Annotated in this window: 18 protein-coding genes; 7 read left to right on the top strand and 11 right to left on the bottom strand. The window is 46.7% G+C overall.

What is annotated here, in order from left to right:
• Both JJU34_RS18920 and JJU34_RS18915 read right to left on the bottom strand, forming a co-directional pair.
• Positions 1–304, bottom strand: a 304-nt coding sequence (locus JJU34_RS18920; protein WP_228693986.1) for a tyrosine-type recombinase/integrase, incomplete at its 3' end; no start/stop codon positions are given.
• A gap of 159 nt (positions 305–463) precedes the next feature.
• Complete coding sequence (locus tag JJU34_RS18915) at positions 464–907, bottom strand: hypothetical protein (RefSeq protein WP_228693985.1); 444 nt, start codon at positions 905–907, stop codon at positions 464–466.
• A gap of 143 nt (positions 908–1,050) precedes the next feature.
• On the opposite strand from JJU34_RS18915, the gene JJU34_RS18910 reads away from it, so the two are divergent.
• On the top strand, positions 1,051–1,503 hold the full coding sequence (locus JJU34_RS18910) for a group II intron maturase-specific domain-containing protein (RefSeq protein ID WP_228693984.1): 453 nt from the start codon (positions 1,051–1,053) through the stop codon (positions 1,501–1,503).
• A 170-nt stretch (positions 1,504–1,673) separates the two neighbouring features.
• Here JJU34_RS18910 and JJU34_RS18905 read toward each other — a convergent pair whose 3' ends face one another.
• Together JJU34_RS18905 and JJU34_RS18900 are read right to left on the bottom strand one after the other, a co-directional pair.
• Entirely contained in the window at positions 1,674–3,740 is a 2,067-nt protein-coding gene (locus tag JJU34_RS18905) for a hypothetical protein (RefSeq protein ID WP_228693983.1), read from the bottom strand.
• Positions 3,741–3,913: 173 nt separating this feature from the next.
• Positions 3,914–4,069, bottom strand: a complete 156-nt coding sequence (locus JJU34_RS18900) for a hypothetical protein (protein WP_228693982.1) — start codon at positions 4,067–4,069, stop codon at positions 3,914–3,916.
• Positions 4,070–4,381: 312 nt separating this feature from the next.
• On the opposite strand from JJU34_RS18900, the gene JJU34_RS18895 reads away from it, so the two are divergent.
• The gene (locus JJU34_RS18895; RefSeq protein WP_228693981.1) at positions 4,382–4,726 is read left to right on the top strand and encodes a group II intron maturase-specific domain-containing protein; all 345 of its coding nucleotides are present in this window, start codon (positions 4,382–4,384) and stop codon (positions 4,724–4,726) included.
• A 261-nt stretch (positions 4,727–4,987) separates the two neighbouring features.
• Here JJU34_RS18895 and JJU34_RS18890 read toward each other — a convergent pair whose 3' ends face one another.
• From JJU34_RS18890 to JJU34_RS18880, 3 genes are all read right to left on the bottom strand, one after another.
• Complete coding sequence (locus tag JJU34_RS18890; RefSeq protein ID WP_228693980.1) at positions 4,988–7,423, bottom strand: AAA family ATPase; 2,436 nt, start codon at positions 7,421–7,423, stop codon at positions 4,988–4,990.
• Between the two features lie 149 nt (positions 7,424–7,572).
• Entirely contained in the window at positions 7,573–7,956 is a 384-nt protein-coding gene (locus JJU34_RS18885) for a tyrosine-type recombinase/integrase (RefSeq protein ID WP_228693979.1), read from the bottom strand.
• 150 nt (positions 7,957–8,106) lie between these two features.
• Positions 8,107–10,995 carry an FAD-binding and (Fe-S)-binding domain-containing protein gene (locus JJU34_RS18880; RefSeq protein ID WP_228693978.1) on the bottom strand — a complete coding sequence of 963 codons (2,889 nt, stop codon included), beginning with the start codon at positions 10,993–10,995 and terminating at the stop codon, positions 8,107–8,109.
• 202 nt (positions 10,996–11,197) lie between these two features.
• Between JJU34_RS18880 and JJU34_RS18875 the strand changes: the two genes are divergently transcribed.
• The 4 genes from JJU34_RS18875 to JJU34_RS18860 are packed head-to-tail and all read left to right on the top strand — an operon-like array spanning position 11,198 to position 17,303.
• Positions 11,198–12,502: a Gfo/Idh/MocA family oxidoreductase gene (locus JJU34_RS18875; protein WP_228693977.1), complete on the top strand. Its 1,305-nt coding sequence runs from the start codon at positions 11,198–11,200 to the stop codon at positions 12,500–12,502.
• A gap of 33 nt (positions 12,503–12,535) precedes the next feature.
• Positions 12,536–13,294, top strand: coding sequence for a DUF1080 domain-containing protein (locus JJU34_RS18870; protein ID WP_228693976.1), 759 nt, complete (start codon positions 12,536–12,538; stop codon positions 13,292–13,294).
• Positions 13,295–13,326: 32 nt separating this feature from the next.
• Positions 13,327–14,199, top strand: coding sequence for a phytanoyl-CoA dioxygenase family protein (locus tag JJU34_RS18865; RefSeq protein WP_228693975.1), 873 nt, complete (start codon positions 13,327–13,329; stop codon positions 14,197–14,199).
• A complete protein-coding gene (locus JJU34_RS18860) occupies positions 14,196–17,303 on the top strand; it encodes a PVC-type heme-binding CxxCH protein (protein WP_228693974.1) in 3,108 nt (1,035 codons plus the stop codon). Before JJU34_RS18865 ends, JJU34_RS18860 begins: the two co-directional genes overlap by 4 nt.
• Positions 17,304–17,534: 231 nt before the next feature.
• On the opposite strand, the gene JJU34_RS18855 is transcribed toward JJU34_RS18860, so the two are convergent.
• Positions 17,535–17,882 carry a type II toxin-antitoxin system PemK/MazF family toxin gene (locus JJU34_RS18855; protein ID WP_228693973.1) on the bottom strand — a complete coding sequence of 116 codons (348 nt, stop codon included), beginning with the start codon at positions 17,880–17,882 and terminating at the stop codon, positions 17,535–17,537.
• Positions 17,863–18,105 (bottom strand): hypothetical protein, encoded by a 243-nt coding sequence (locus JJU34_RS18850; RefSeq protein ID WP_228693972.1) that lies wholly within the window; start codon positions 18,103–18,105, stop codon positions 17,863–17,865. Before JJU34_RS18850 ends, JJU34_RS18855 begins: the two co-directional genes overlap by 20 nt.
• 307 nt (positions 18,106–18,412) lie before the next feature.
• On the opposite strand from JJU34_RS18850, the gene JJU34_RS18845 reads away from it, so the two are divergent.
• Positions 18,413–20,698 (top strand): alpha-amylase family protein, encoded by a 2,286-nt coding sequence (locus JJU34_RS18845; protein ID WP_228693971.1) that lies wholly within the window; start codon positions 18,413–18,415, stop codon positions 20,696–20,698.
• A 171-nt stretch (positions 20,699–20,869) separates the two neighbouring features.
• On the opposite strand, the gene JJU34_RS18840 is transcribed toward JJU34_RS18845, so the two are convergent.
• Positions 20,870–22,135 carry a hypothetical protein gene (locus tag JJU34_RS18840; RefSeq protein WP_228693970.1) on the bottom strand — a complete coding sequence of 422 codons (1,266 nt, stop codon included), beginning with the start codon at positions 22,133–22,135 and terminating at the stop codon, positions 20,870–20,872.
• Positions 22,136–22,177: 42 nt separating this feature from the next.
• On the bottom strand, positions 22,178–22,675 hold the full coding sequence (locus tag JJU34_RS18835) for a hypothetical protein (RefSeq protein WP_228693969.1): 498 nt from the start codon (positions 22,673–22,675) through the stop codon (positions 22,178–22,180).
• Between the last annotated feature and the right edge of the window lie 292 nt (positions 22,676–22,967).

The following is a 22,967-nucleotide window of genomic DNA, read 5'->3' as shown; positions in this document are numbered from 1 at the left end:
CGGTCGTCTTGCTCGATTTATGTCCCAGAAGTTGCTGTATATACCGCAGATTCGTGCCGCCTTCCAGCAGGTGCGTGGCAAAGCTGTGTCTTAGCATATGGGGGTGCAGACGCTTGTTGATGCTGGCTATAGCCGCGTATTTTCGGGTAAACTGTTGAATACTGCTGCTGCTGTATTTTCCGCCAAACTGTCCCTCAAATACAAATTCCTTTGCCGTTGTAGCGCTAAGGTATTGCCGCAATCGATCCAGTATGGCCGTAGGTAATAGGGTGTATCGGTCTTTTTTGCCTTTTCCCTGCCGCATTCCCTGCTTCCATTCTTCTGGTTGCCTCCTGTCATACGAGCATCATAGAGCTCCCCTGACAGCGGGTCAGATCAGCGGGGGCGACCCGCTGAGGACACCTTTGGAGTGCATGCCGGCCTCTTGGTGCGGATTTTTTAGGATAATAGCCCGCAGTGGGTATCACTCATCCTTCACCACCTCCACCAATTCCACCCAGTGCCCTGCTTTTTTGCCCGTGAAGTGGTCGATCTGATGGCGGCAGCTAAAGCTGCAGGCAGCAAGGGAATCTCCGGCTTCCAGCTTGCGTACGGCCGGAAACAGGATCTCTTCCCCGATTTTCCGTAACAGCTCCAGATGCTCCTTTTCGTAGCCAAAGGATCCTGCCATGCCGCAGCAGCCCGAGGGGATCTCCATCACCTGGTTAGCATTGCCCATTAGCTTTTTCATACTTTGGGTACCGTAGAGGGCCTTTTGGTGGCAGTGGTCGTGGATGACCATCCGCTTATCCTTGGGCTGTAGGTGGTGTTCCAGTCGGCCTGCATCCTTTTCCCGGGCCAAAAACACGTCGACCAGCACTTGGTTTTTCAGTTTTTGATTTTCTGCATCATGGCACAGAAGTACCAATCTCGATTACGGGGCCGCTATTTCCCTTCTGGGCATTTTACCAGTTTCAGGTTTCGACGTATCAGAAGGCTGTCGATACCCTTGCAGACCTAAAACGTCGTCTTGAAAATTGCGGTTTAAAAGCCCATCCTGAAAAGACAAAAATGGTGTATTGCAAGAAAGATGGTAGAAATCTCGAAGGCTATCCTGTTCAGTTTGATTTTCTGGGCTTCAGTTTTCAGCCCATGCGAAACAAATTAAGAAACGAGGAAAGTTATCTGCAGTTTGATTGTAGGATGAGCCGAAAGTCTAAGGTGCGCATCAACGGCGAATTTCGAAAACTCAACTTCCATAACAAAACCCAAAGAGGTATTCAGGATCTGGCCATATTGCTCAATCTAAAGATATGGGGTTGGATTCAATACTATGGGAAAATAAGCCGTAGAAGTTTAAAACCTGTGTTTTATTTCCTACACCATCGATTGATCAGGTGGATTTTGAACAAGTATAAGCGTTTCAAAGGAAGCAAAGTCAAGGCAGTTAAATGGCTTAGACAAGTTACCGTTTCTTATCCAAACCTGTTCTACCATTGGGAACTGGGCTACAAATTGGTCTAGCATAATTGACCATAACCGACTGCATAATAAGAGCCGTATGAAATGCCCAAGCATTCGTGAATACAACTAAAAACAAATCCATCATGAACAATCGAGAGGCTAACTGCCTGTCTGTGAGAGGTTTAGTGGTGAGATTCCCCTTTACCTACTCGACTGTGCCTCGTTTTTTATTATAAATTATCAATTCCCAGTACACTAAAAAATACTTCATGTCTTTTCTCGGCAAAATCAACTAAGTCATTGTAATCGATTACTTCATAATATAGATTTAAATCAGAATTAACTTTATACAAAGTATTATATGGTGTCTTTTTAAAGCCATTCCAATCAGTATTGTAGTCAATTAATTCTTGATGTAAATCACAAACTATATAACCAAATTTTGGGGTCTCCCTTTGAATATTTATATAGCGACCTTTTGAGTTTTTTGCTTTAGCTTTTAATAAATTTAAAAAATAACCTTCTAATTGTTTATCAAGCTTTCTATCTTCAGAGTTATCCATGTCTCTTCCTGGACGCTTAAACTCAAAAAGCACTAGAGAATTTACTTTGTCAGGATTATCAGAATAAGCACAAGGGATGTCATATACAAATAAATCAGGCTCCTTTCCGCTATCTGATTCAAGCTTATCATTTGATTTTAATTTTTTATCTGATGCAGTAAATGAATGAAAAGCTAGCCGTTCATCTAGTAACCATAAATTATGATATTCATAAGGTTGGTTGTCTGAATCAGAACCCATAGTAAAAATTATATTATGTAAATCCTCTTCCAACATATAATTTCCATCGTCTCTCCATTCCAAATATTTCTTAAACAGCTTTATGATAGATTTTCTTTGAATCATTAAATCTGCAAGTTTATCTTTAGAGAAAGACGCTTCTTCTCTTAATACTTCATTCACAATTTTACCAAACTCTTCCTTGTCGTATTTCTTTTTCTTAAAAATCTTTTCAAATGCTTTTTCTCTTTTTTGCTCTAACTTGAAAGAAATTTCATGCAGTTTTGCTTCTAAGGTTTCATCGGTAGCACTAATAGGGATTTCATCAAAAGCATTTTCAATTTTAAGCAAATGATTATATCGTAATCTTGGTTTTTCATCATTACGAATATAATTTCTTATCCTTTCATTTTTCTCTTTTTCTGCTTCAAGTATGTAATTGAAATAAGTAGACCTAACCTCTTCAGATAATCCCTTAAATAATCCTTCAAGAGAAATAATATCAAACTCCGTTAGCTTTTCATCCTTATCAGGTATTGAAAATCTATTTCTTTGGGGATGGGCTCTTTCATCTAGAAAATCACTCGTTACATATAATGATAAATGATATTTTTTATTTCCATCATCATATAATTCTTTAAAAGAAGGTATATATCTTGTCAAAGTTTGCTTACTACCCACTTGCCTATTGTTAGCACATAAATGGATAGAGTGAGATTGAACTCCATTATAGTTTTTAATATAGTTAAGATTGAATTTTGATTCAACATTCGGAATTACTACATCGGTAACTATATTTTCAATTTTAATAATAGTTCTATAAATATCATTTAATATGACACCATCTTTTAAATCCTCTTTTTCCTCTTTAATAATTATTGTCGGGGCTTTTTTATTAATGAAATAAAGCATGCAATGTTGAATTAATCCCTCAGCAATAAAATCTCTCTCAATTCGATTCTTCTCAATAAACTTCAGATATGGTGACTTGTAGGAATTTAGTTTTATATAAGTATAATTCTCTTTAGGAAACGTAATAGATTCATCATTAATTTTTTGAAGGCCCTTACCATTATCGAATCTAAGTAATCTACAGTGTTCTTTGTCCTCTTCGGTATAGAAGCTAATAATATCCATACTGCCAAAACAAGCAAGCACAGTATATCTTCCAATACCTTTACATCCATGTTTCTTGGCGCCAAAATCAGTAAAAGGAGTTTTGAAAGCATCAAACCTGCTGCTTGTAAATCCTATCCCATTATCTTTAACAGTAAAACCAATTATAGGATTGTAATCTTTTTGCGTTTCGTCCTTGAAATCTAAAGTTGTTTCATTTTTTCGGATGAGTTCAATAATGATTCTCCCTGTTTCAACATTACCCTTGTCCTCTATACTTTGTATAGAATTAACCACTACTTCTTGTAATGGAAGCAAAAATTCTTCGGGATTAATATCTATACTATTAATCAATCCTTTGAAAAAAACTTTTTGTTCTATTATTTCAGTAGCTGGCATTTTAGAAAAAGTTAATTTTTATTTATCAGATTGTATGGTACTCTTCATTAAATGAGGCACAACGGTCCGCGACTAAGAAACGTGGGGCATTTCGGAGCAATCACCTGTCCACTGTAACTAAAAGTAGTTCGGAGAACAAAACTTTCGGATACCACCGACCACCCCATGTTTTCTTAGCCGCTGTGTGTGCCCGGCATGGGCATCTGGTATCGAAGATACCATAATATTCCAGAGGATGCAATGCCAGTGCCGATTTCCCGGTATCCCTTATCCCGAAGATCGGGAAAGTCTGTGCGGGGGTAACGCCCAGAAGCGTTAGCAAGTAGCATAGCCTGCCCTGTTTTTCACAGGGATGGTTTGCCGTCTGGCATGCACTGAATGCAGCGAGACTGCAAACCCCGGTTCCAACGAATAGGCCCGAGCCCGGGAGTGCGAAGGGGGCGCACGCAGTGCTGGATACTGAGGCCTGGCAGGTAGGATGAGAGGCCTGAGGGTGAAGAAAATGTCCCTTCGGACATTTTTAGCGAGGGGCCGCGCTGCGGGGAGGACGAGACCCGTATCAGAAGGCTGCCGATACCCTTGCAGACCTAAAACGTCGTCTTGAAAATTGTGGTTTAAAAGCCCATCCTGAAAAGCCCAAAATGGTGTATTGCAAGAAAGATGGCGGAAATCTGGAAGTGTACCCTGTTCAGTTTGATTTTCTGGGCTTCAGTTTTCGACCCATGCGAAACAAATTAGGAAACGGGGGAAGTTATCTGCAGTTTGATTGTAGGATGAGCCGAAAGTCTAAGGTGCGCATCAACGGCGAACTTCGAAAACTCAATTTCCATAACAAAACCCAAAGAGGTATTCAGGATCTGGCCATATTGCTCAATCCAAAGATACGGGGTTGGATTCAATACTATGGGAAAATAAGCCGTAGAAGTTTAAAACCTGTGTTTTATTTCCTACACCATCGATTGATCAGGTGGATTTTGAACAAGTAAAAGCGTTTCAAAGGAAGCAAAGTTAAGGCAGTTAAATGGCTTAGGCAAGTTACAGTCTCTTATCCAAACCTGTTCTACCATTGGGAACTGGGGTACAAATTGGTCTAGCATAACTGACTATAACCGACTGCATAATAAGAGCCGTATGAAATGCCCAAGCATTCGTGAATACAACTAAAAGCAAATCCATCATGAACAATCGAGAGATTCACTGCCTGTCTGTGAGAGGTTTAGGGGTGGGATTCCCCTTTACCTACTCGACTAGCGGCTGCCGTGATTTTGCCGAGATGATTTTTTTATTGCAACTTCACATTCTTCTAGAACACTTTCTTTTATACCACTAATTAAAGATAAATGCTTCAATTTTTCATCTTCACTTGTAATACTATCCTCAATGTTTTCAAGATATTGAATGAAAGTTTCAATTCTTTCTTTACGTAATATTAATCTATCAGTAATATTATATTCTTGTTCTATTGCAATTGTTTGGTTTGATAAGGTTCTAAAATAATCACTATCAAGTATATTCGTGTCATACATTACTGATTCGATGTAAACCATTTTTTTACAAAGGATATTTACATAATATCCACCTGTTAATGTTAGACAATATAATGGACAATCAACCTTTTCATTGTTAGAAAAAATTAGATTATTTTTACATAAATCAAATAATAAATCTTTTATTTTATCCTCAGAAATACCAAATCTACTTATAGTTTTAATTATAATTTTACTGTCGACTTCCGCCGAATTTTCTGTTCTAGAATGCTGATACAACAAGTTTAAAAGATGCAACCTTATTAACTGAAGGGTTTTTGAAGGAATTCCCGAATCATAAACATTAATAGCATCTGAATGATTTTCTTTATAATATTTCCACTGAGAAAGCATACTTCCTTTAAACACTTCATGGTAAGGAAAAATGAAAGTAGCTTCTCCTTGAACATAGTTTTGTATAGCTTTATTGGCTTGAATATGTGCGGATGATAAGAAATTTTGGATGTAGGAAATCCCTTTTCTAGGATTTCTATCACTTAAATATTCTAAAAACTGTCCATTCTCTTCATTCAACAGGCTTTTTTGAACAATGCTAAAGAATATACTTAAGTCATTTACCTTTAGATATGATCCATTAAGAAGTTCAATTTCTGCTGGAACATCCTCTAATACCTTTTTAGCATAATTTAATCTTTTTGATAAAATTTCTTTAAAAGAAGGAGCTTCAATCCAAAAACGCTTAAGTTGATAAGCATTAAATATGGAATCATTCCTATGCTTAATATATGTGGTATCCCTTATTGAAACTAATATATTACAATGATTCTTTTTTGAAATGGAAATAGCTTCAGAAAAAACTGTAGTTTCAAGTTTGTCATCTTCATATAAATCAACATTGTCAATTACAATAACACAAAGGTGTTCTTTTACCAAATACCTTAATATCTTGTCTACATATGGCTCTACAGCTTTATAATCCCTATCAATTAGCTCATCTACTTTTTCGTAAAAAGCATCTTTATCACGAACATACAATCGACCATATGGCCCTCTTGCTAATGCTTTAATTTCCTCATCATATGCAGGTTCTACTGCATTTTTATAGTCAGTGGGGTTTTCTGGATGCTCTTCTAGCAAGTAGTCTAGAATTGCTTGATAAATAAACTTTCTCGGATTGCCTGTTTTTCCTAATTTTTCTAAATCAATATATATCCAATGCGCTTTTCTGCTTTTTAGTACCTCTTTACCTTTAATAAGTTCAAAATGTTTTAAATATGTTGATTTTCCAGAACCAACAGAGCCGATTATTAAAGTTACTGGTGGGGTTAGGCCACTTTGAGAAATTTGAACGTGGTTAGTAAATTCATCATTAACTTTCCCTTTTTTAATTCTCTTAGCCGGTAGGATTAATTCTGGTTTATAACCAGTAAAGTGCATATTTAAGGTATTATCATACTTAATACGATTATCTGTTGTAACATAACATTTCTCTAGCACATCTTCATTTTCAAGAAGTGCCTCAGATAAAATTGCCGAATCTACTGCTGGCATAATATGATCAGCTATTGTATTTCTACCAATTTTAGCGTCAGAATCTCTTACAACATGAGAGAGTTTATTGACAAGTTCAATAGGAGGAGAAACATTAATTTCGCTTAAACTATTGTTTTCTACATTTTCACATCCAAACAGATTAAATAAGTATTCCGCATCCTCTATTCTTTCAAACGGAAATAATAGAGTTGCATATACTGAATCCCTAGAAGTATCTTTAAGAAGAGGATAAAAACACCAGCAGCTCCCGTTGGTCGCAACAACAACATTTGCGTTTAAATTTTTTGCATAATCTTCTGCTTGCAAAAGTGCATCATTAATAGCGCCATGTCCAAGAATTGTCCCTGTAAGTTTTAATTTTCTTTTTCGTGTAGGAGAAGGAAAACCAGAACCAATTTTTTTAGCTTCAACAATAATCTTTTTATCTCCAGCAGCTAACACATAATCAATGTATCCATCACGAACACCGGATGTATGGGGCTCCACACTTATTTGTCCATGTTGCCATTGTAATACTTCTCGTATTAACCTATCGATTACATCAAATCGGGTTTGAGCTTCAGATTCATTTTCTAATACCTTATTAAAGGCTTCTTTATTTATTTGTTCGTATTTTTCTGAGATTTCTCCCCAGTCCTTCATAAACTTTTATTTTGGTACGAATTACTTATTCTGGTTGCCGCTAACTACCGGCTAACTGCAACCCCTTGGCCTATGTGCCCAGTGGGTAGCGTTTCTAAATTTAGTAAAAATCCGCTTATATACAACTAGCTTTTTCATTTTGATACCTGTTAGCTATCCAGCAAGTCACCCGGTGAAGTGATCTGACCTAGGTGGCGGCGACTGACGTGGGTGTAGATTTCGGTCGTCTTGGTCGATTTATGCCCCAACAATTGCTTTATAAGCCGCAGATCCGTGCCGCCTTCCAATAGATGCGTGGCAAAGCTGTGCCTTAGCATGTGGGGGTGCAGCCGTTTTTTGATGCCGGCTATAGCGGCGTACTTTCGGGTAAACTGTTGAATGCTGCTGCTACTGTATTTTCCGCCAAACTGCCCCTCAAATACAAATTCCTTAGCAGGTGTAGTTTTTAGGTATCGCCGCAGCCGGTCCAGTATGGCGATGGTTAATAGGGTGTATCGGTCTTTTTTGCCTTTTCCCTGCCGCATTCCCTTCATCCAGTCTTCTGGTTGCTTCCTGTCATACGAGCATCATAGAGCCCCCCTGACAGCGGGTCAGATCAGCGGGGGCGACCCGCTGAGGACATCTTTGGAGTGCATGTAGGTCTCTTGGTGCGGATTTTTTAGGATAATAGCCTGCAGTGGGTATCACTCTCCCTTCACCACCTCCACCAGTTCCACCCAGTGCCGGGCTTTTTTGCCGGTGAAGTGGTCGATCTGATGGCGGCAGCTGAAGCCGCAGGCAGCCAGGGAATCTCCGACTTCCAGCTTGCGCACGGCCGGAAAGAGGATCTCTTCCCCGATTTTTCGGGACAGCTCCAGATGCTCCTTTTCGTAGCCAAAGGATCCCGCCATGCCACAGCAGCCCGAGGGGATCTCCATCACCTGATGGGCATTCCCCATTAGTTTTTTCATGCTTTGGGTACCGTAGAGGGCTTTTTGGTGGCAGTGGCCGTGGATGACCAGCCGCATATCCTTGGGTTGTAGGCGGTGTTCCAGTCGGCCTGCATCCTTTTCCCGGGCCAAAAACACGTCGATCATCAGTACCTGGTTTTTTAGCTTTTGGGCAATCTCCGGGGAATCCACCAAGTCCGGGAAGTCGTCGTTAAAGGCCGAAGCACAACTGGGTTCGCAGACCACCACGGTAAGGCCTCGGTCCAGGTAGGGCATCAGTTGGCGGATGGTCTCGTTGCCCTGGGCCTTGGCCTCCCGGAGGAAGCCGTGCGAGATCTTGGGCCGCTGGCAGCAGCCTACGTTGGCCAAGTGTACGCGATAGCCGCAGTCGTTGAGGAGCTTCAGGGCCGATTTTCCGATCTCAGGTTCGTGGTAGTTCAGGTAGGTGTCTGCAAAGAGTACCACTTCTTTTTGTAGGTGATCTGGTTGCTTTCCCTGTTTTTCAAACCAGCGGTAAAAGGGTTCCGAGGCATAGGCCGGCAGTGTGCGTTCGCTAGAAAAGCCGGCCACCCGTTCCAGGGATTTGCGGAAGGGCTTGGAGGCCTGCAGGGCGTTGACGGTTCTGGCAAAAGGGCCTGAAAATAACCGGGCGGCCTTGGCGGAATCGCGTATCATGCGGTCCCGGCGGCTGGCACCGTTCTTATCGTAATATAGCTGCATGACATCGCTTTTCAGCTTTGCCATGTCCACGTTGCTGGGGCACTCGGATTTGCAGGCCTTACAGGAAAGACAGAGGGAGAGGGTTTCCTGAAGGCGTTTGCTCGCAAGGCCATCCTTGTCGAGCTGACCGGACATGGCCAGACGGAGGGCATTGGCCCGGCCCCGAGTGGAGTGCTCCTCGTCGCGGGTGGCCTTGAAACTCGGACACATAGTGCCGCCCAGCAATTTGCGGCATTCCCCCACGCCGGTACACATGTGCACGGCTTCTTCAAAGCTTTGTTCGCTGCGGTACTGGTAGCTGGCTGTTGGTACCTGGTCTCGGTATTGGGTTCCGTATCGCAGGTTGTGCTCGATGCTCTGGGCTTCCACGATCTTGCCGGGATTCATGCGGTTTTCAGGGTCAAAGAGCCGCTTTACTTGGATAAATGCCTGGTAGAGCTGCTTGCCGAAGAAACGTTCGTTAAAGGCACTTCGAACCAAGCCATCGCCGTGCTCCCCGCTCCAGGATCCACCGTATTCCAACACCAGGTTGAAGGTGTCTTCGGCAATGTTTTTCAGCCGTTCGATATCGTCTGCTTCCCGCAGATCCAAAATGGGCCGTACGTGGATCACGCCCACGCTCACGTGGGCATACATGGATACGGCTGCCCCGTGTTTTTCGCAGATCTGGAGCGTGCGGTCTATGTATTCCTTCAGCTTGTCCGTGGGGATGGCCGCGTCTTCGATAAAGGGCAGGGGTTTCTTTTTGCCCTTTATGCCTAGCATCAGGCCCAGGCCCTTTTTGCGCACGAGCCACACATCTTCGTAAGCCTCGCCCTGCGGAAACAAGGGATAGGCATAGCCCAGGCCTTTTTCCTGCAAGTCTTGGATCATCGCCATGGGACGCTGCATCACGTCTTCCATCGTGATGCCGTAAAACTCCACAATGAGGATCGCCGCCGGATTGCCGCTGATAAAGTGGCAGTGCCGTTTGGTGGTCAGGTTTTCCCGGCTCAGGTCTACCACGATCTTGTCCAAGATCTCCACCGCAGAGGGGTTGTAGCCAAGAATGGAGGTGACCGATCCGATGGCTTCCAGCAGATCCGAAAAGTGGATCACGCAGACGGACTTGTACTGGGGCAGAGGTTCCAGGTTTAGCTTGAGTTCCAGCGTGGTGGCCAGGGTGCCCTCGCTGCCGGTTACCAGCTTTGCCAGGTTCCATTGGTCGGTGTAGACAAATTCATCGAGGTTATAGCCACCCACCCGGCGCATGACCTTGGGGAAGCGGGCCTTGATTTCTTCTTGATGTGTTTCAATCAGTTGCCCAAACTCCCGGTAGATCTGTCCCTCCCGGTCGTCCTTTGCGGCGATCTCGCGGTATTCCTCTGGGCTCTTCTTTGTGAGGTACATTTCCGTGCCGTCTGCCAGTACTACCCTTGCTTCGAGTACATGGTCCACGGTCTTGCCATACAGGATGCTCTTGGTGCCGGAGGAGTTGTTGCCGGTCATACCCCCCACGTTGGCGCGGCTGGAGGTGGCCGGATCCACGGCAAAATGAAGGCCTAGGGGCGCAAGTTCGTCGTTGAGCACGTCGCGTACCTTTCCCGGTTGCACCCGTACCCAGCGCTCTTCCTGGTTGATTTCCAGGGTGGCATGCATGTATTTGGAAAAATCCAGCACCATGGATTTGCCCACGGTCTGCCCGGCCAAGCTGGTGCCGCCTCCCCGGGGAAGGATGCATACACCGTGATCCGCGGCCAGCTTGAGGGCCGTTTTTACGTCCTCCTCGTGCCGGGGTAATACCACGGCCAGTGGCCGTATCTGGTAGATGCTGGCATCGGTACTGTATATGCCCAGCGAATAATCGTCGACGAGCACGTCGCCGGCAATACGTTCGGAAAGTGACTGGATAAAGGTGCTTTGTTCGGTAGCGGTATGGGACATGGCAATGGTTTTTGGGGTTATCGCATAGATGCCAAATATATTGTTTTTTGCCTGCGCTTTGCAAGGCTGATTGGTACAAAGGGTAGCAAATTCGGCAATTGGTGTAAAAAATGTTTGAAATGGCTGACACAAATTGTAATTTTCCCCATGCTAACTCGTAGGGTTCGCAGCAAATAGACGTTTCATAAACCCAATGCACACGATGTTTGAAAAAGCTGATAAGAATGAACGGAGAACCTTCCTGAAAACCACCGGTGCCGCTTTGGTCGGCAGTACAGTTCTCCCCATGCCATTTGCCATTGCCAGCGGTATGGCTTCCCGCCGGGAGCCCTTGAAAGTGGGGCTGATTGGCTGCGGGGGCAGGGGGACCGGCGCGGCAGCTCAAGCCCTCAAGGCAGACAAAGATGCCGTGCTCACCTGTATGGCGGATGTTTTTGAAGATTACCTGGAGGAATCCTATCAGTCGCTGATGAAGGTCAACCCCACGCAGGTGAAGGTGGATCAGACCCATAAATTCGTGGGATTTGACGCCTACCGCAAGGTGTTGGATTCTGGGGTGGATGTGGTGATTTTGACCACGCCGCCGGCCTTTCGGCCCAGCCATTTCAAGGAAGCGGTAGACGCGGGGAAACATGTCTTCTGTGAAAAACCAGTGGCCGTGGATGCCCCGGGCGTTCGGTTGGTTCTGGAGACGGCCAAAAAGGCCAAGGAAAAAAACTTATCGGTGGTGTCGGGCTTTACCTTCCGGTACGATTTTGCCAAGCGAGAGCTGTTTGAGCGGATTCAGTCCGGTGCGATTGGAGAGGTGACCAATGTGTTTACCGCGCGCAATGGAGGCGGACTGTGGTACAAACCCCGGCAGGCCAACTGGACGGAGATGGAATACCAAATGCGCAATTGGTACTACTACGACTGGCTGTCCGGTGATTACATCGTGGAGATGATGGTCCACAGCCTGGACATGATGTCCTGGGCCTTTGGCGACAAGCTGCCGCTAAGTGCTACGGGCACCGGCGGCAGGCAGTCCCGCACCGAAGAAAACTTTGGCAATATTTACGACCATTTCGCCATCGAATACGATTACGGCAACCACCTGAAAGGCGTACACTTCAGCAGGCAACAGAAAGGTTGCTCCAATACCAACAAGGTAGACATTTCGGGCACGGACGGATTTGCCGCCGTGGATATCGGAAAGCGGATCCATGCCACCTATGGACGCAATAAATGGGATTACCAGGGAGAATACAACAACCCCTACGAAACCCAGCACGAGGACCTTTTTGCGGCGATTCGTTCCGGTAAGCCGCTGAATGAAGGTGAACTCATGGCAAACAGCACGATGTTGGCCGTTCTGGGCCGCATGGTAGGCTACAGTGGGCAAACCATCACCTGGGAGGAAGCCATGAATTCCAACCAAGTACTTGGCCCCGACATGCAGGCCTATGCCTGGGATCTAAAGTGGCCGGTACCCCCCGTGGCGATTCCCGGAGTCACCAAAGTGGTTTAACTTTTCTTCACCCTAATACCTAAGATAATCCAAATGCACCTTTTGCAAAAAATTGCCCTAGGCACAGCATTTCTCCTGATGCCCATTGGCCTTATGGCCCAAGAATACCTGTTTGAATTTGGCAAAGAACAAGGCCTAGAAGCGGTGATCAGTGGAAAGACTCCCACCGAGCAACCGATCAAATGGTTTAATGTGAATACCGAAAAGGAAACCTGGCGTTTCGAAGAAGATAAGCTGGTCTGTGAAGGGTTGCCTATAGGCGTGATCCGCTCGGAAAAGCAATACGAAAACTTTATCATGTACGTGGAGTGGAGCCATCAGGAACTGGGAGGAAACTCCGGTACCTTTGTGTGGAGCAGTGCCGTCCCCGGCAGTAACCGACTGCCCGATGGGGTGGAGGTGCAGATGCTCGAGCTGGATTGGGTAAACCAAAACAAGAACGATAAGGGGGAACTGCCCCCCATCGCGTATGTCCATGGAGAGCTCTTCGGTGTGGGTGGCGTGGAAACCGTTCCCGATAACCCGAGGGGAACCCGAAGCAAGTCCATCGAAAACCGCTGTCTGCCCCGAGGGGAATGGAATACCTACGTGGTCGTCTGCGTGGACGGTGTGATAAAGCTGTCCGTCAACGGCAAGTTTGTGAACGGCATTTCCCAGTCCTCCCAGAAAAAGGGATATATCTGTCTGGAGTCCGAGGGTGCGCCCATCCATTTCCGCAACCTTACGGTTACGGAGCTCCCGCCCGGAGTCACCAGCATGAACCAAATAGCCCCCCTGTTGCCCAACCATTAATCCGTGACCGCATTGATTTAATCCAATCTGACATGAGTAGAGATCTTTCAAAAATACACGAGCTGATAGGCGATTTGTTTACCTGGCCTGAGCGGGAGAGCGACTGGGATGCTTTTCGCCTTTCGGAGGAGCAGGTAGCGTTCTTTAAGGAAAACGGCTACCTCCACAACGTCAAGCTGTTGGAGCAGTGGCAGGTTGACCGGTTGAACGAGGAGCTGGCGGAGTTTTTGGACAAGGATTATGCGGGTTCTGACCTGTTTTACGAGTTTAAATCCAACGAGTCCAGCGATCCCCATACGGTACTTTTCCACTCCCTAGGTCATTGGCGCATCAAGGAGGGGTTTCACGATATCCTCTGGAACCCCGCGTTTGTAATGGCCGCCAGTCAGCTGCTGGAGGATAAATCCGTTCGCTTTTGGCACGACCAGTTGTTTTGTAAGCCCGCCAAGCATGGGGGTGTGGTAGCGTGGCACCAGGATTATTCCTACTGGACCCGTAGCGTACCCATGCAGCACCTGACCTGTTGGGTAGGCCTGGACGATGCCACGGTAGAAAATGGCTGTGTGCATTATATTCCAAAATCCCACACCTGGGGTCTACTGGACAAGCCCGAGCTTGCCGGTGAGATGGACGGCCTCATGGAGATGCTCACGCCGGAGCAGAAATCGTTGTTTCATCCCGTTCCGGTGGAAATGAAAGCAGGTTATGCCACTTTTCACCATCCATTGGCTATACACGGATCTTATGCCAATTATTCCGACCGCCCCAGAAGGGCCTTCGTGATCAACGTGTTTGCGGATGGTACCCGATCCAATACCGACGGCGGGCTGCTGGACGGGGTACCGGTAATACCTACCGGTGGAAAGTTGGAGGGGCAGTTCTTTCCGCTTCTCTTTGAACCATGAACTTTAGGGGATATGGCAATCGATTGATTGCGGGAGGGGTCCTGGGCATATTGCTACTGGCCGTTTATTTATTTTTGACGGTTGTTTCGGATGACTCCGCGCCGGATGGAGAAGAGGCCTATACGCTCACTGAGGGGTTCGAAGTGACAGAGGCGGTCTTGCCCGGACTGCTGAGCTACCCGATGTTTGCCAGTTTCGACGACAGCGGCAACTTGTTTGTTTTTGAATCCAGCGGGCATACAGATGGTACCCAGGAAATTTTGGACCGCCCGGATTTCCGCATCTTGTTGCTTCGTGACCTGGACGGGGATGGCGTCTTTGACCACCGCACGGTCTATGCCGATAGCCTGCCCTTTCCCATGGGAGGTACCTTTTTTCAGGGCAGCCTGTATGTCACTGCAGTTCCGGACCTGCTGAAGTTTACGGATACAGATGGGGACGGAGTAGCGGAGGAAAAGGAAGTGCTGCTTTCCGGTTGGAAATTAAACCACAACGCGGCCATCCTTAGCGGCCCATTTATGGGGCCGGACGGATGGCTGTATATGGCCGATGCCCGGAGGGGCTTTGAAATCACCACCGACGAGGGTAAGCAGCTTTCGGGTAAGGGTGCGCGTATCTGGCGCTGTTTGCCGGATGGATCCCGGCTGGAATCCTTTTCAGGTGGCGGGTTTGACAATGCCGTTGAGCTGGCTTTTACCCCTTCCGGAGAGGTGTTTGGCACCATGACCTATTTTGTAGATCCGCAAGGCGGTTACCGCGATGCACTGATGCACTGGGTGGAAGGTGGGGTTTTTCCCAAGCCAAACCCGGTGATCGAGGAGGACGGGTTGGTCCTGACGGGAGATCTTATGCCCGTTATGTCCAAGATGGCGAGGGTTTCCCCCTCCGGACTGATGCGCTATGAGGGGGACTTCTGGGGGGAAGGCTTCGAGGGCAACCTGTTTCATGCACAGTTTAATACGGGCAGAATTGTACGCAGTGTGGTAGCAGAGACCGGAGCCAGCTTTGCAAGCAATGATACCTATTTTTTGGAATCCAAGGCAGCGGATTTTCATCCCACCGATGTATTGCAGGATGCAGATGGCAGCCTCCTGGTAGTGAATACCGGCGGTTGGTTTATTGCAGGCTGTCCACTGTCCCGCACGGCAAAACCGGATATACACGGGGGTATTTTTCGCATACGTAAGAAGGGAACCCAGCCGGTTTCCGATCCCTATGGCAACGAGCAGGCTTGGGATCAATTGGCTACTCCATCGCTGGTGGAGGCACTTTCGGTTCCCGGTCCGTTTGTTCGAAAACGGGCCCAAGAGGCCATCCTGCAACAGGGTATAGCGGCTGCTCCCCATTTGCTGGCCCAACTTACCACCCATTCTGATGCCGAGGTTCGGACGCAGTTGGTATTCCTGTTATACCGTTTGGGTGTGCTGGAGGGCTTGGAAGTAGCGGCAAAAGATCCCTCAGCTTCGGTTCGCTCAGCATATGCGAGGGTGGCCGGACTTGCTCCTTGGACTCCTGCACAGGCAACTCTGGTGGGCCTTTTGGAGGATGCTTCCCTTTCCGTTGTAAGGCAGGCCGCCACGGCCTTGGGCCGGCTAGGCAGGGAGGGGGTATCCGCTGCGCTTCTTTCGGTACTCGAACGGAGTGAGGACCGCTACGTTCGGCATGCGGTCATCTTTTCCCTGTGGCAACTTGGGAAAGTGCCGGTTTTGCGCGAAGCGCTGCGCCATGCCCAAGCCGGTGTCCGCACGGGTGCACTGATTGCCCTGGAACAGGTACCCCAAGCTGCACTTACCCAACCCGAGCTGCTGGCGTTTTTGGAAAGCGAAGCGGAGGAGGACAGAAAGGCTGGACGTTGGGTATTGGGCAGGCATGCGGATTGGTCGGCGCTTGCCCTGCCTCTGTTTCGGCAGGCAACTTCGGATGGATTGGCGGAGTTGCAGGTGCTTTTTCGGATATTCAGTGGTCAGGAGGTTTTTCAACGGGGTTTTGAACAGGTGCTGACAGGCAGTAAGGAGGATGAGATGCGGCAACGGTATTTGGAGCTTTTGCAGGGAGCATCGGTAAGGCCCTTTCCCGAGCGCTGGAAGCCCATCCTCGGACAGTGGATGCAAACGGGTTCGCCGGCCCTTCGCTCGCGGACACTTGATTTCGTACTTATAGGTTCCCTAACCGGTATGGAAGGCTACCTACTGGATATGGCAGACCCCAAATCCCCCCTGTCGCTTCGGGTAAGGGCACTTCAAGCCTTGGCGCGGGAGGGCTACCGGCCGCCGGCAGAGGAGCTGCGGGACTTGATGGACGGTCTCTTGCAGGAAGCAGAGGGAAAAGAAATGACCCAGGCAATCCAACTTTTGGGCAGTCTGGAGCTCGATGAAGCGTCCCTGCTATACCTTTCAGATGCCATCTTGCCCCGACTGGAGGACCGCTATGTGCCGTATATGCTTCCAATGTTCGAAGGGCAGGTTTCGAAGCAGCTTGGCGGCAGCCTACTTGCCTTTTTGGTTTCCAAACCCACCTTAATGGACAAGCTGTCCGAGGATCAGGTGGCGCAGTTGTTTTCGGGTGATTTGCCGGGTCTTGGGGATCAGGTGGCTGGGTTGCTTTCCCAAATCCGCAGGCAACGGGAGGAACGACTGGCCCGCCTTCATGATTTGGAGGAGCGATTGATCCCGGGAGATGTGTTGGCTGGTAGGAACGTCTTTTACGGAGAGGCGGGCTGCGGGGATTGCCACGCCGTATCGGGGGAGGGGGCGGTTTTCGGGCCGGACCTGAGCAATATAGGAGAGATCCGTTCTAGGCACGACCTACTGGAAGCCGTGGTATATCCCAGCGCGAGCTTTGCGAGGGAGTATGAGTCGGTGGAGGTGAGGACTGCTTCGGGTGCCTGGCTGGGCATCATCAAAGGAAGGGATGCCGGCGAACTGGTGCTGGAGATTGGCCCGGGGGTTTTTCGCCGTATCTCGGAGGAGTCCATTCTGGAGATCCGGGAGTCGGAGCAATCCCTGATGCCGGCCGGATGGGAGGAACTCCTAACCGTCGGTCAGATCAGCGACCTGATGGCGTTTTTGGAGTCCCTGCCCGATGGGATCGGTGCTGTTCGGTAGAAAAGCAGGAAGCTTCATACCGACCAAGCGTGAAGGTACGAATTCCTTTTCGATGTATCCGTGGGTATTACTTTTCCAAGGCAGCTAAAGATATCACATTTATTCGATCAGGTCTTCTATAACTCATACCTGTGCCTGTTATGATGTTAAATGATTTAAAATTTCTGTTGTGCGCATTTAAGGATTTTTGTTGTGCAAAAATCAGGATCAGCGAATAACTATCGGATATGTTTAATCCTCTAAATCTAAGACTATCTTAATATTCTCTTTTACTCGTTCAGAGATTTCCTTTGGGAGTTTTCCAATTTTTTTTATTAATCGTTTGTTGTCAATAGCTCTCAATTGATCAATCATCACATCGCAGTCTTCTTTGACTTTTGCGGTGCCTCGCTTTAAATGAACTCTTAGTATTTGGCTTTCAAGTTTGACGTTTAATGTAATGGGACATATTAAAGTAGAGGGATGAATGGTATTCAAAAAGTCTGTCTGAACTATTAATACAGGTCTCGTTTTGCCGGTTTCTGTACCAAACCTAGGATCGAGGTTTGCAAGCCAAATTTCATATTTCTTTGCTGCCATGTTCGTCTAGATTTTCGAATTCATGGAGAACCTTCATAGATTCTTCGCTCACTAGCTTTGACTCTGATGCCAGCAAGTTGGAAATGATCTTTCTTTTTTGAATCCGATTATAGTAGTGTAGTGCCTCGTTGATATATCGATTTCTTGGCATTTTTATCTTTTCTAGTAATTGCTCGGTTTCTTCGTAAACGATATCGTCAAGCTTGAGTGAAAGTGTTTTCATCTGTCTGTTATAGTATACCATAAAAGTATATACTAAACAAGAAAATTCAAACTGTTTTTCTTGGAATCTGTACGCTGGCATGACCGCTTTTTGTCATGACCGCTTCTGATTTGTTCCTGTGCTGTCCGGCTTAGCTTTTTTAGTTGTTTATTCTACCAAGCGAGTTTGTTGAACTCCGTCGCTTCGTATTATTAGGCGTTGTTTTTTTGCTACCATAAATCCTTGGTTTAAAATCGAATAATTTGGTAATTGGTGTGTTTTCTGTTCGCTAAAGCAGTTGAAGCCGGAGAATAAAATGGTAAGAAAAATGACATCTAAAGGAGTTTTTATGGGTATGTACAAGGATATCGATCTTGAATCAAGAAGTAGGAGAGAATTCCTCCGTGCAGGAGCAGTGTTTTTGGGAGGGATGTGGCTTTTTCCCACCCTGCCAGCCTTGGGGAGTGCTAAGGATATTTCCTTTAGAACGGAGGTGCCCTGGTTCAAGCAGCCCCTGCGCATAATGCACACGGTATTAAGGGAGACAGACGTACAAGACTATGACGTAGATATCGTAACCAATTATGTGTTGAAGTCGGGGGCAAATGTCTTATGCGTGAATGCGGGTGGGATTACTGATTTTTGGCAAAATCCCTTGCCTGCGGCCAACCTAAATCCTTTTCTAAAAGGTAGGGATATCCTCAAGGATATCAGCGAAGCCTGTAAAGCTAAAGGCATCCGGGTAATTGGCCGGGTGGATTTTAGAGGTGTAGTGCCGGAGGTCTACGAGAAGTTTCCCGATTGGTTTGCCAAAAACAGGGATCAGCGTCCCATGATGATGACCTATACCAAACCTCATTTACACATAGCATGCTACAATACACCCTACCGAAACGACTATGCCAACGAATACATAGGCAGGGTGTTGCAGGCATATGATTTGGATGGTATTTGGCACAACAGCCCCGGGTATGACGGCATCTGCTACTGTTCCTATTGTCAGGAAGTATACAAAGCCTATAATGGCAGGAAAGTCCCCGTAATGGGAGAATCTTCGATGGAAGAATTGGATGCATATATGGGCTGGAAGCGCCATGCGGCGGACACCTATATGGACAAAATAAAGAAAACCATCAAATCCTACGGGGAGGATAAGGTGTACACCGCTGAGGTGTTCAGCATGTATGAGGTGGGGAGAAGGGTGAACAACGGCATCGACCTGAAAAATGCTTTTGACCATTTTGACATTCTGGTAAGCGTAGCCTTTCTCACCGAAAATGCAGAAAATATTCATTATGAAGATTACAACTACGCACAGTCTATCATCAAGTTCCTCAAATCAGTAGCTCCGGAACGGGAAGCGGTGGTCATGTATGGCGGCAATGGCACCTCTCACAGGTTGGTTATAGAGCCTTCTTTGGATGTCAAAATTTGGCTTTGGGAAATCCTATCGGTAGGGGGCAGGTTCTGGAACTGTTACTTCACCAATGTACCCACCATTGCTTACGACACGAGAAATGCCTTTGTGGAGGAAGATGCCAATCATTTTGTGAAGGAACATGCGGAGTTGCTGGCAGGGCATGTGCCCGTTTCGCGGATTGGGATCTATTATTCCAGACCCACCCGCCTGCATTATAGAAATGAGCTACTGGAGGAAGAACAATTCGGCGAAGCAATTAAGGGCATGGAAGCGGTACTGATCGAGAACCACATTCCCCATGATTTTATACTTTCTGAACAGGTTAGTGCGGATAAGTTGAACGCCTATCACTTGGTCATTCTACCCAATGTGCAGTGCATGGCCGAAGCAGAGGTGAAGCTGCTAACGGATTATGTGAATGTGGGAGGAAGCCTGCTGGCAACCTATGCTACCAGCCTCCTGGACCAAGAAGGAAATCCTAGGAAGAATTTTGCATTGTCACAGCTATTTGGGGTGAATTATGGTGGGGAAAGATGGAACACCCGAAAGGACAATTACCAATTTATTTCTGCACCCGAGCATCCCTTGGTCGCGGAGGATGCTGAGAAGACCCAACTGCTTCATCAATATGCCTATACCTTAAAAACCAAGCCCCTATCGTCTGCCAAGGTTATCTGTCATGTAGTGCCCACGGTACATAACCAACCCCCAGACAAAGCTTGGGTGGAGCAGCTTGCCAGTGAGTATCCCACCATCGTGGAGCATGCGTTTGGAAAAGGAAAGGTAATTTATTTTGCCAATCAGCCGGATGTCACTACCCATCAAATGGGACACGGTGATGCCAGGAATGTGTTGGCCAGAGCGGTAAATTATTTAATAGGGGAAGAAAATCTTCCTAAGAGCAATGCCCCGTCCACCGTACATATGGGGTGGACAAGGTCGATCGAGACCCCCGGAGGGTATGTTTTTTCGTTGGTAAATACCAGTTCTGGACCAAAAAGACCCACTAGGGAGTTGATTTCTGTACATCAACTAAGCTTCAGATTGCCCATTCCCGGCCAACAACTTATTTCACATAAGATACTAAAGAATCAGGGTACCATACACGTAGTTGGAGAGCCCGGCTTTGTTACGATTGAAATAGAAAAGTTGGAAGATTTCGTGGCAGTTTATCTTGAATCCGAATACGTATAACTACCTACTTTGTACGCTATCTTTTGTTGCCAATAGCACTAGTTCATGTTTCTTTGCTGCCATGTTCGTCTAGATTTTCGAATTTATGGAGAACGTTCATAGGTTCTGATATATCGATTTCTTGGCGTTTTTATCTTTTCTAGTAATTGCTCGCTTCGTTGCTTCGGTTGTTTACTCTTCCAACCGCTTATTATCGATGATCGTAAGTACACAGGAAAAGGCCAAATGGGGGTCTCCCTTTGCCGATAGTGTTTGATGAATTACAGGAAGGGATCGGTGCAATTTCTTTTTGGCGATGGTAGCGCCTTGGTACTTGATGGTAACGGGTGCGTCCAAGTCCAGCATTTGATCGTTGAGGTAGATGTGAAGTCGATTGCTGTAGTTGGACAGGATATTTACCTCGTTGCGGACGGGATCGTATTCGGCAATGACCTCACCGCCGGTTTCAATTTGCTCTTCCGGAACCCCCAACCAATAAAAAACGGTGTGGTGCCTGTCATCCTGTTTCCAAACCACCTTTTTCGGTACCGGGTTTCGGGTAAAGTTGGACATCCATGCCAGTGCGGAAGCATCCTGCAATTGCATCCAATGGCCCTTTCCTTCGTGAAGTACCACTTGGTGGATGTAGGTACCGGGTGCATTGCGTTCCAGGCTGTCCAACAGCTGCTTCCATTCCTCCGCCTTTTTGTTTCGGTCATAGGCAGCATCCAATGCCCCCATATGTAGTGCAAAGGGCGTGTTTTTTAGCCCTAGCGGTGAGGTTTCGTTGGGGTGACCGGCCATCATGGAAGCTGCCGCCCATCGGTCCGCCATGCGGGGGGCCAGTTGAAAGACACCGTCACCTCCCGCAGAATACCCCAACAGGTATACTTTGTTCGGATTTACATTTTCCTTGACCACGGCAAGCTGGATTAGCTTCGTAAAAAAATCATCGATGTGTGCTTCATGCCATAAATTCCACGTATTGGTAGGAGCCCGAGGTGCCAAATAGATGCCTTCTAAATCACTCATGGCCTCATCGTACAAATGCTTTTGATTTTCGTACTGCCGGTCGTTGGTTTCCGGGCGGGTATTGCCGCCTCCGTGCATGGAAATAAACAGACTTCGGCCTTCTGTGGGTTCTTCCCCGAATGTTTGGTAAAAGAAGGGCATTTTCAGCTCATTTAGGCTGAGTTGGCGGGAGTCCCACTCCCTCTCATGGGCATCAAGCAATTGGCGCTGTTTATCCTGAAATAGAAGGTTGGTAAAATATTCGGCCTCAGCTTTTTTGAGTCGCTTTTTCGAAAAATCCATATTTTCGAGCGGTTCCCTATCCGAAGCAGGAGTCTCCAACCACGCTTCCATGCGCTGCCTTATCTGCTGTGCAGTAGCTTCCAGCTGAATGCAATGCCAAAAAACCAATACGAAAAAAAGTGAACGCATTAAGATTCGATTCATTTTGTAGAAGTTATACCTGTTGAATTTTGTTATATGCCAGCCTTATTTCAACGCATCCCACTCCTCTTTGCTCGCCCGGCTTTTTTGGTATTCCAACATCATTTTCCAGGTACCGTCTTTGATCAACAGCCCATCGAAATGGATGTAGTAGCCATTTTTTTCGCCGTTCTGTTCAAAGGAATAGAAGAAGATACCGCTTTCGTAGGCAGTGGTTGGGTCGCCCAATCGCCGGTTGAAGCGGAACGCTACCGATGATTTCCGAAGGCCCGCCTTGGTATCGTCAAATTCTTTCTTCCACCCCGACAGTGCGGTAGCGATCGGGTAGGCTTTGTCGCCGATACCTGAAACCAAGGTGGCTTTTTCATGAAACGTAGCCGCATAGGCCTCAAAGTCTCCTTCTGCGATGGTTCGTGAAACTTCGTTCCAAAACTGGTCCAGTTCAGCTGTTCGGGCCTGATCTTGACTATTGTTGCCTTGCGGAAAGGCGCTGAACGCATAGAGTAATAAGGGTAGTAGGAAGTAAATTTTTAGATGGATCATGGATTTTTAGTTTGTTGATTTCATTTCAGGAATTCAAAGATCCGTTATTTGAAGATAGGGGAATCCAATCGAATATTCCCTATTATCACTAATAGTTTTTTCGAATCGGGGTGCCGGAGGCGACGGGTACCGGTAAATTGATCTGGTTTTTTGAATTGGGAAATGTGCCAACCATTGCCTATAACTTAAAAGCCAAATCACTGGGACATGGTGATGCCAGAAATGTGTTGGTTAGAGCCGTCCATTATTTATTCTGGGAGGAAAATCTTCCAAAAAGCAATGCCTCGTCTTT

Source organism: Lunatimonas sp. (genome assembly GCF_020832325.1).
GTDB lineage: Bacteria > Bacteroidota > Bacteroidia > Cytophagales > Cyclobacteriaceae > Lunatimonas.
The sequence above is the reverse complement of the archived record's forward strand: the minus strand, read 5'-3'. Positions and strand labels throughout refer to the sequence as shown.

Excerpts from the sequence above, each read along its gene's own strand:
- JJU34_RS18910 (WP_228693984.1), top strand. The coding sequence starts at position 1,051 with ATGGTGTATTGCAAGAAAGATGGTAGAAATCTCGAAGGCTATCCTGTT.
- JJU34_RS18905 (WP_228693983.1), bottom strand. The coding sequence starts at position 3,740 with ATGCCAGCTACTGAAATAATAGAACAAAAAGTTTTTTTCAAAGGATTG.
- JJU34_RS18900 (WP_228693982.1), bottom strand. The coding sequence starts at position 4,069 with ATGCTACTTGCTAACGCTTCTGGGCGTTACCCCCGCACAGACTTTCCC.
- JJU34_RS18895 (WP_228693981.1), top strand. The coding sequence starts at position 4,382 with ATGGTGTATTGCAAGAAAGATGGCGGAAATCTGGAAGTGTACCCTGTT.
- JJU34_RS18890 (WP_228693980.1), bottom strand. The coding sequence starts at position 7,423 with ATGAAGGACTGGGGAGAAATCTCAGAAAAATACGAACAAATAAATAAA.
- JJU34_RS18885 (WP_228693979.1), bottom strand. The coding sequence starts at position 7,956 with ATGAAGGGAATGCGGCAGGGAAAAGGCAAAAAAGACCGATACACCCTA.
- JJU34_RS18880 (WP_228693978.1), bottom strand. The coding sequence starts at position 10,995 with ATGTCCCATACCGCTACCGAACAAAGCACCTTTATCCAGTCACTTTCC.
- JJU34_RS18875 (WP_228693977.1), top strand. The coding sequence starts at position 11,198 with ATGTTTGAAAAAGCTGATAAGAATGAACGGAGAACCTTCCTGAAAACC.
- JJU34_RS18870 (WP_228693976.1), top strand. The coding sequence starts at position 12,536 with ATGCACCTTTTGCAAAAAATTGCCCTAGGCACAGCATTTCTCCTGATG.
- JJU34_RS18865 (WP_228693975.1), top strand. The coding sequence starts at position 13,327 with ATGAGTAGAGATCTTTCAAAAATACACGAGCTGATAGGCGATTTGTTT.
- JJU34_RS18860 (WP_228693974.1), top strand. The coding sequence starts at position 14,196 with ATGAACTTTAGGGGATATGGCAATCGATTGATTGCGGGAGGGGTCCTG.
- JJU34_RS18855 (WP_228693973.1), bottom strand. The coding sequence starts at position 17,882 with ATGGCAGCAAAGAAATATGAAATTTGGCTTGCAAACCTCGATCCTAGG.
- JJU34_RS18850 (WP_228693972.1), bottom strand. The coding sequence starts at position 18,105 with ATGAAAACACTTTCACTCAAGCTTGACGATATCGTTTACGAAGAAACC.
- JJU34_RS18845 (WP_228693971.1), top strand. The coding sequence starts at position 18,413 with ATGACATCTAAAGGAGTTTTTATGGGTATGTACAAGGATATCGATCTT.
- JJU34_RS18840 (WP_228693970.1), bottom strand. The coding sequence starts at position 22,135 with ATGAATCGAATCTTAATGCGTTCACTTTTTTTCGTATTGGTTTTTTGG.
- JJU34_RS18835 (WP_228693969.1), bottom strand. The coding sequence starts at position 22,675 with ATGATCCATCTAAAAATTTACTTCCTACTACCCTTATTACTCTATGCG.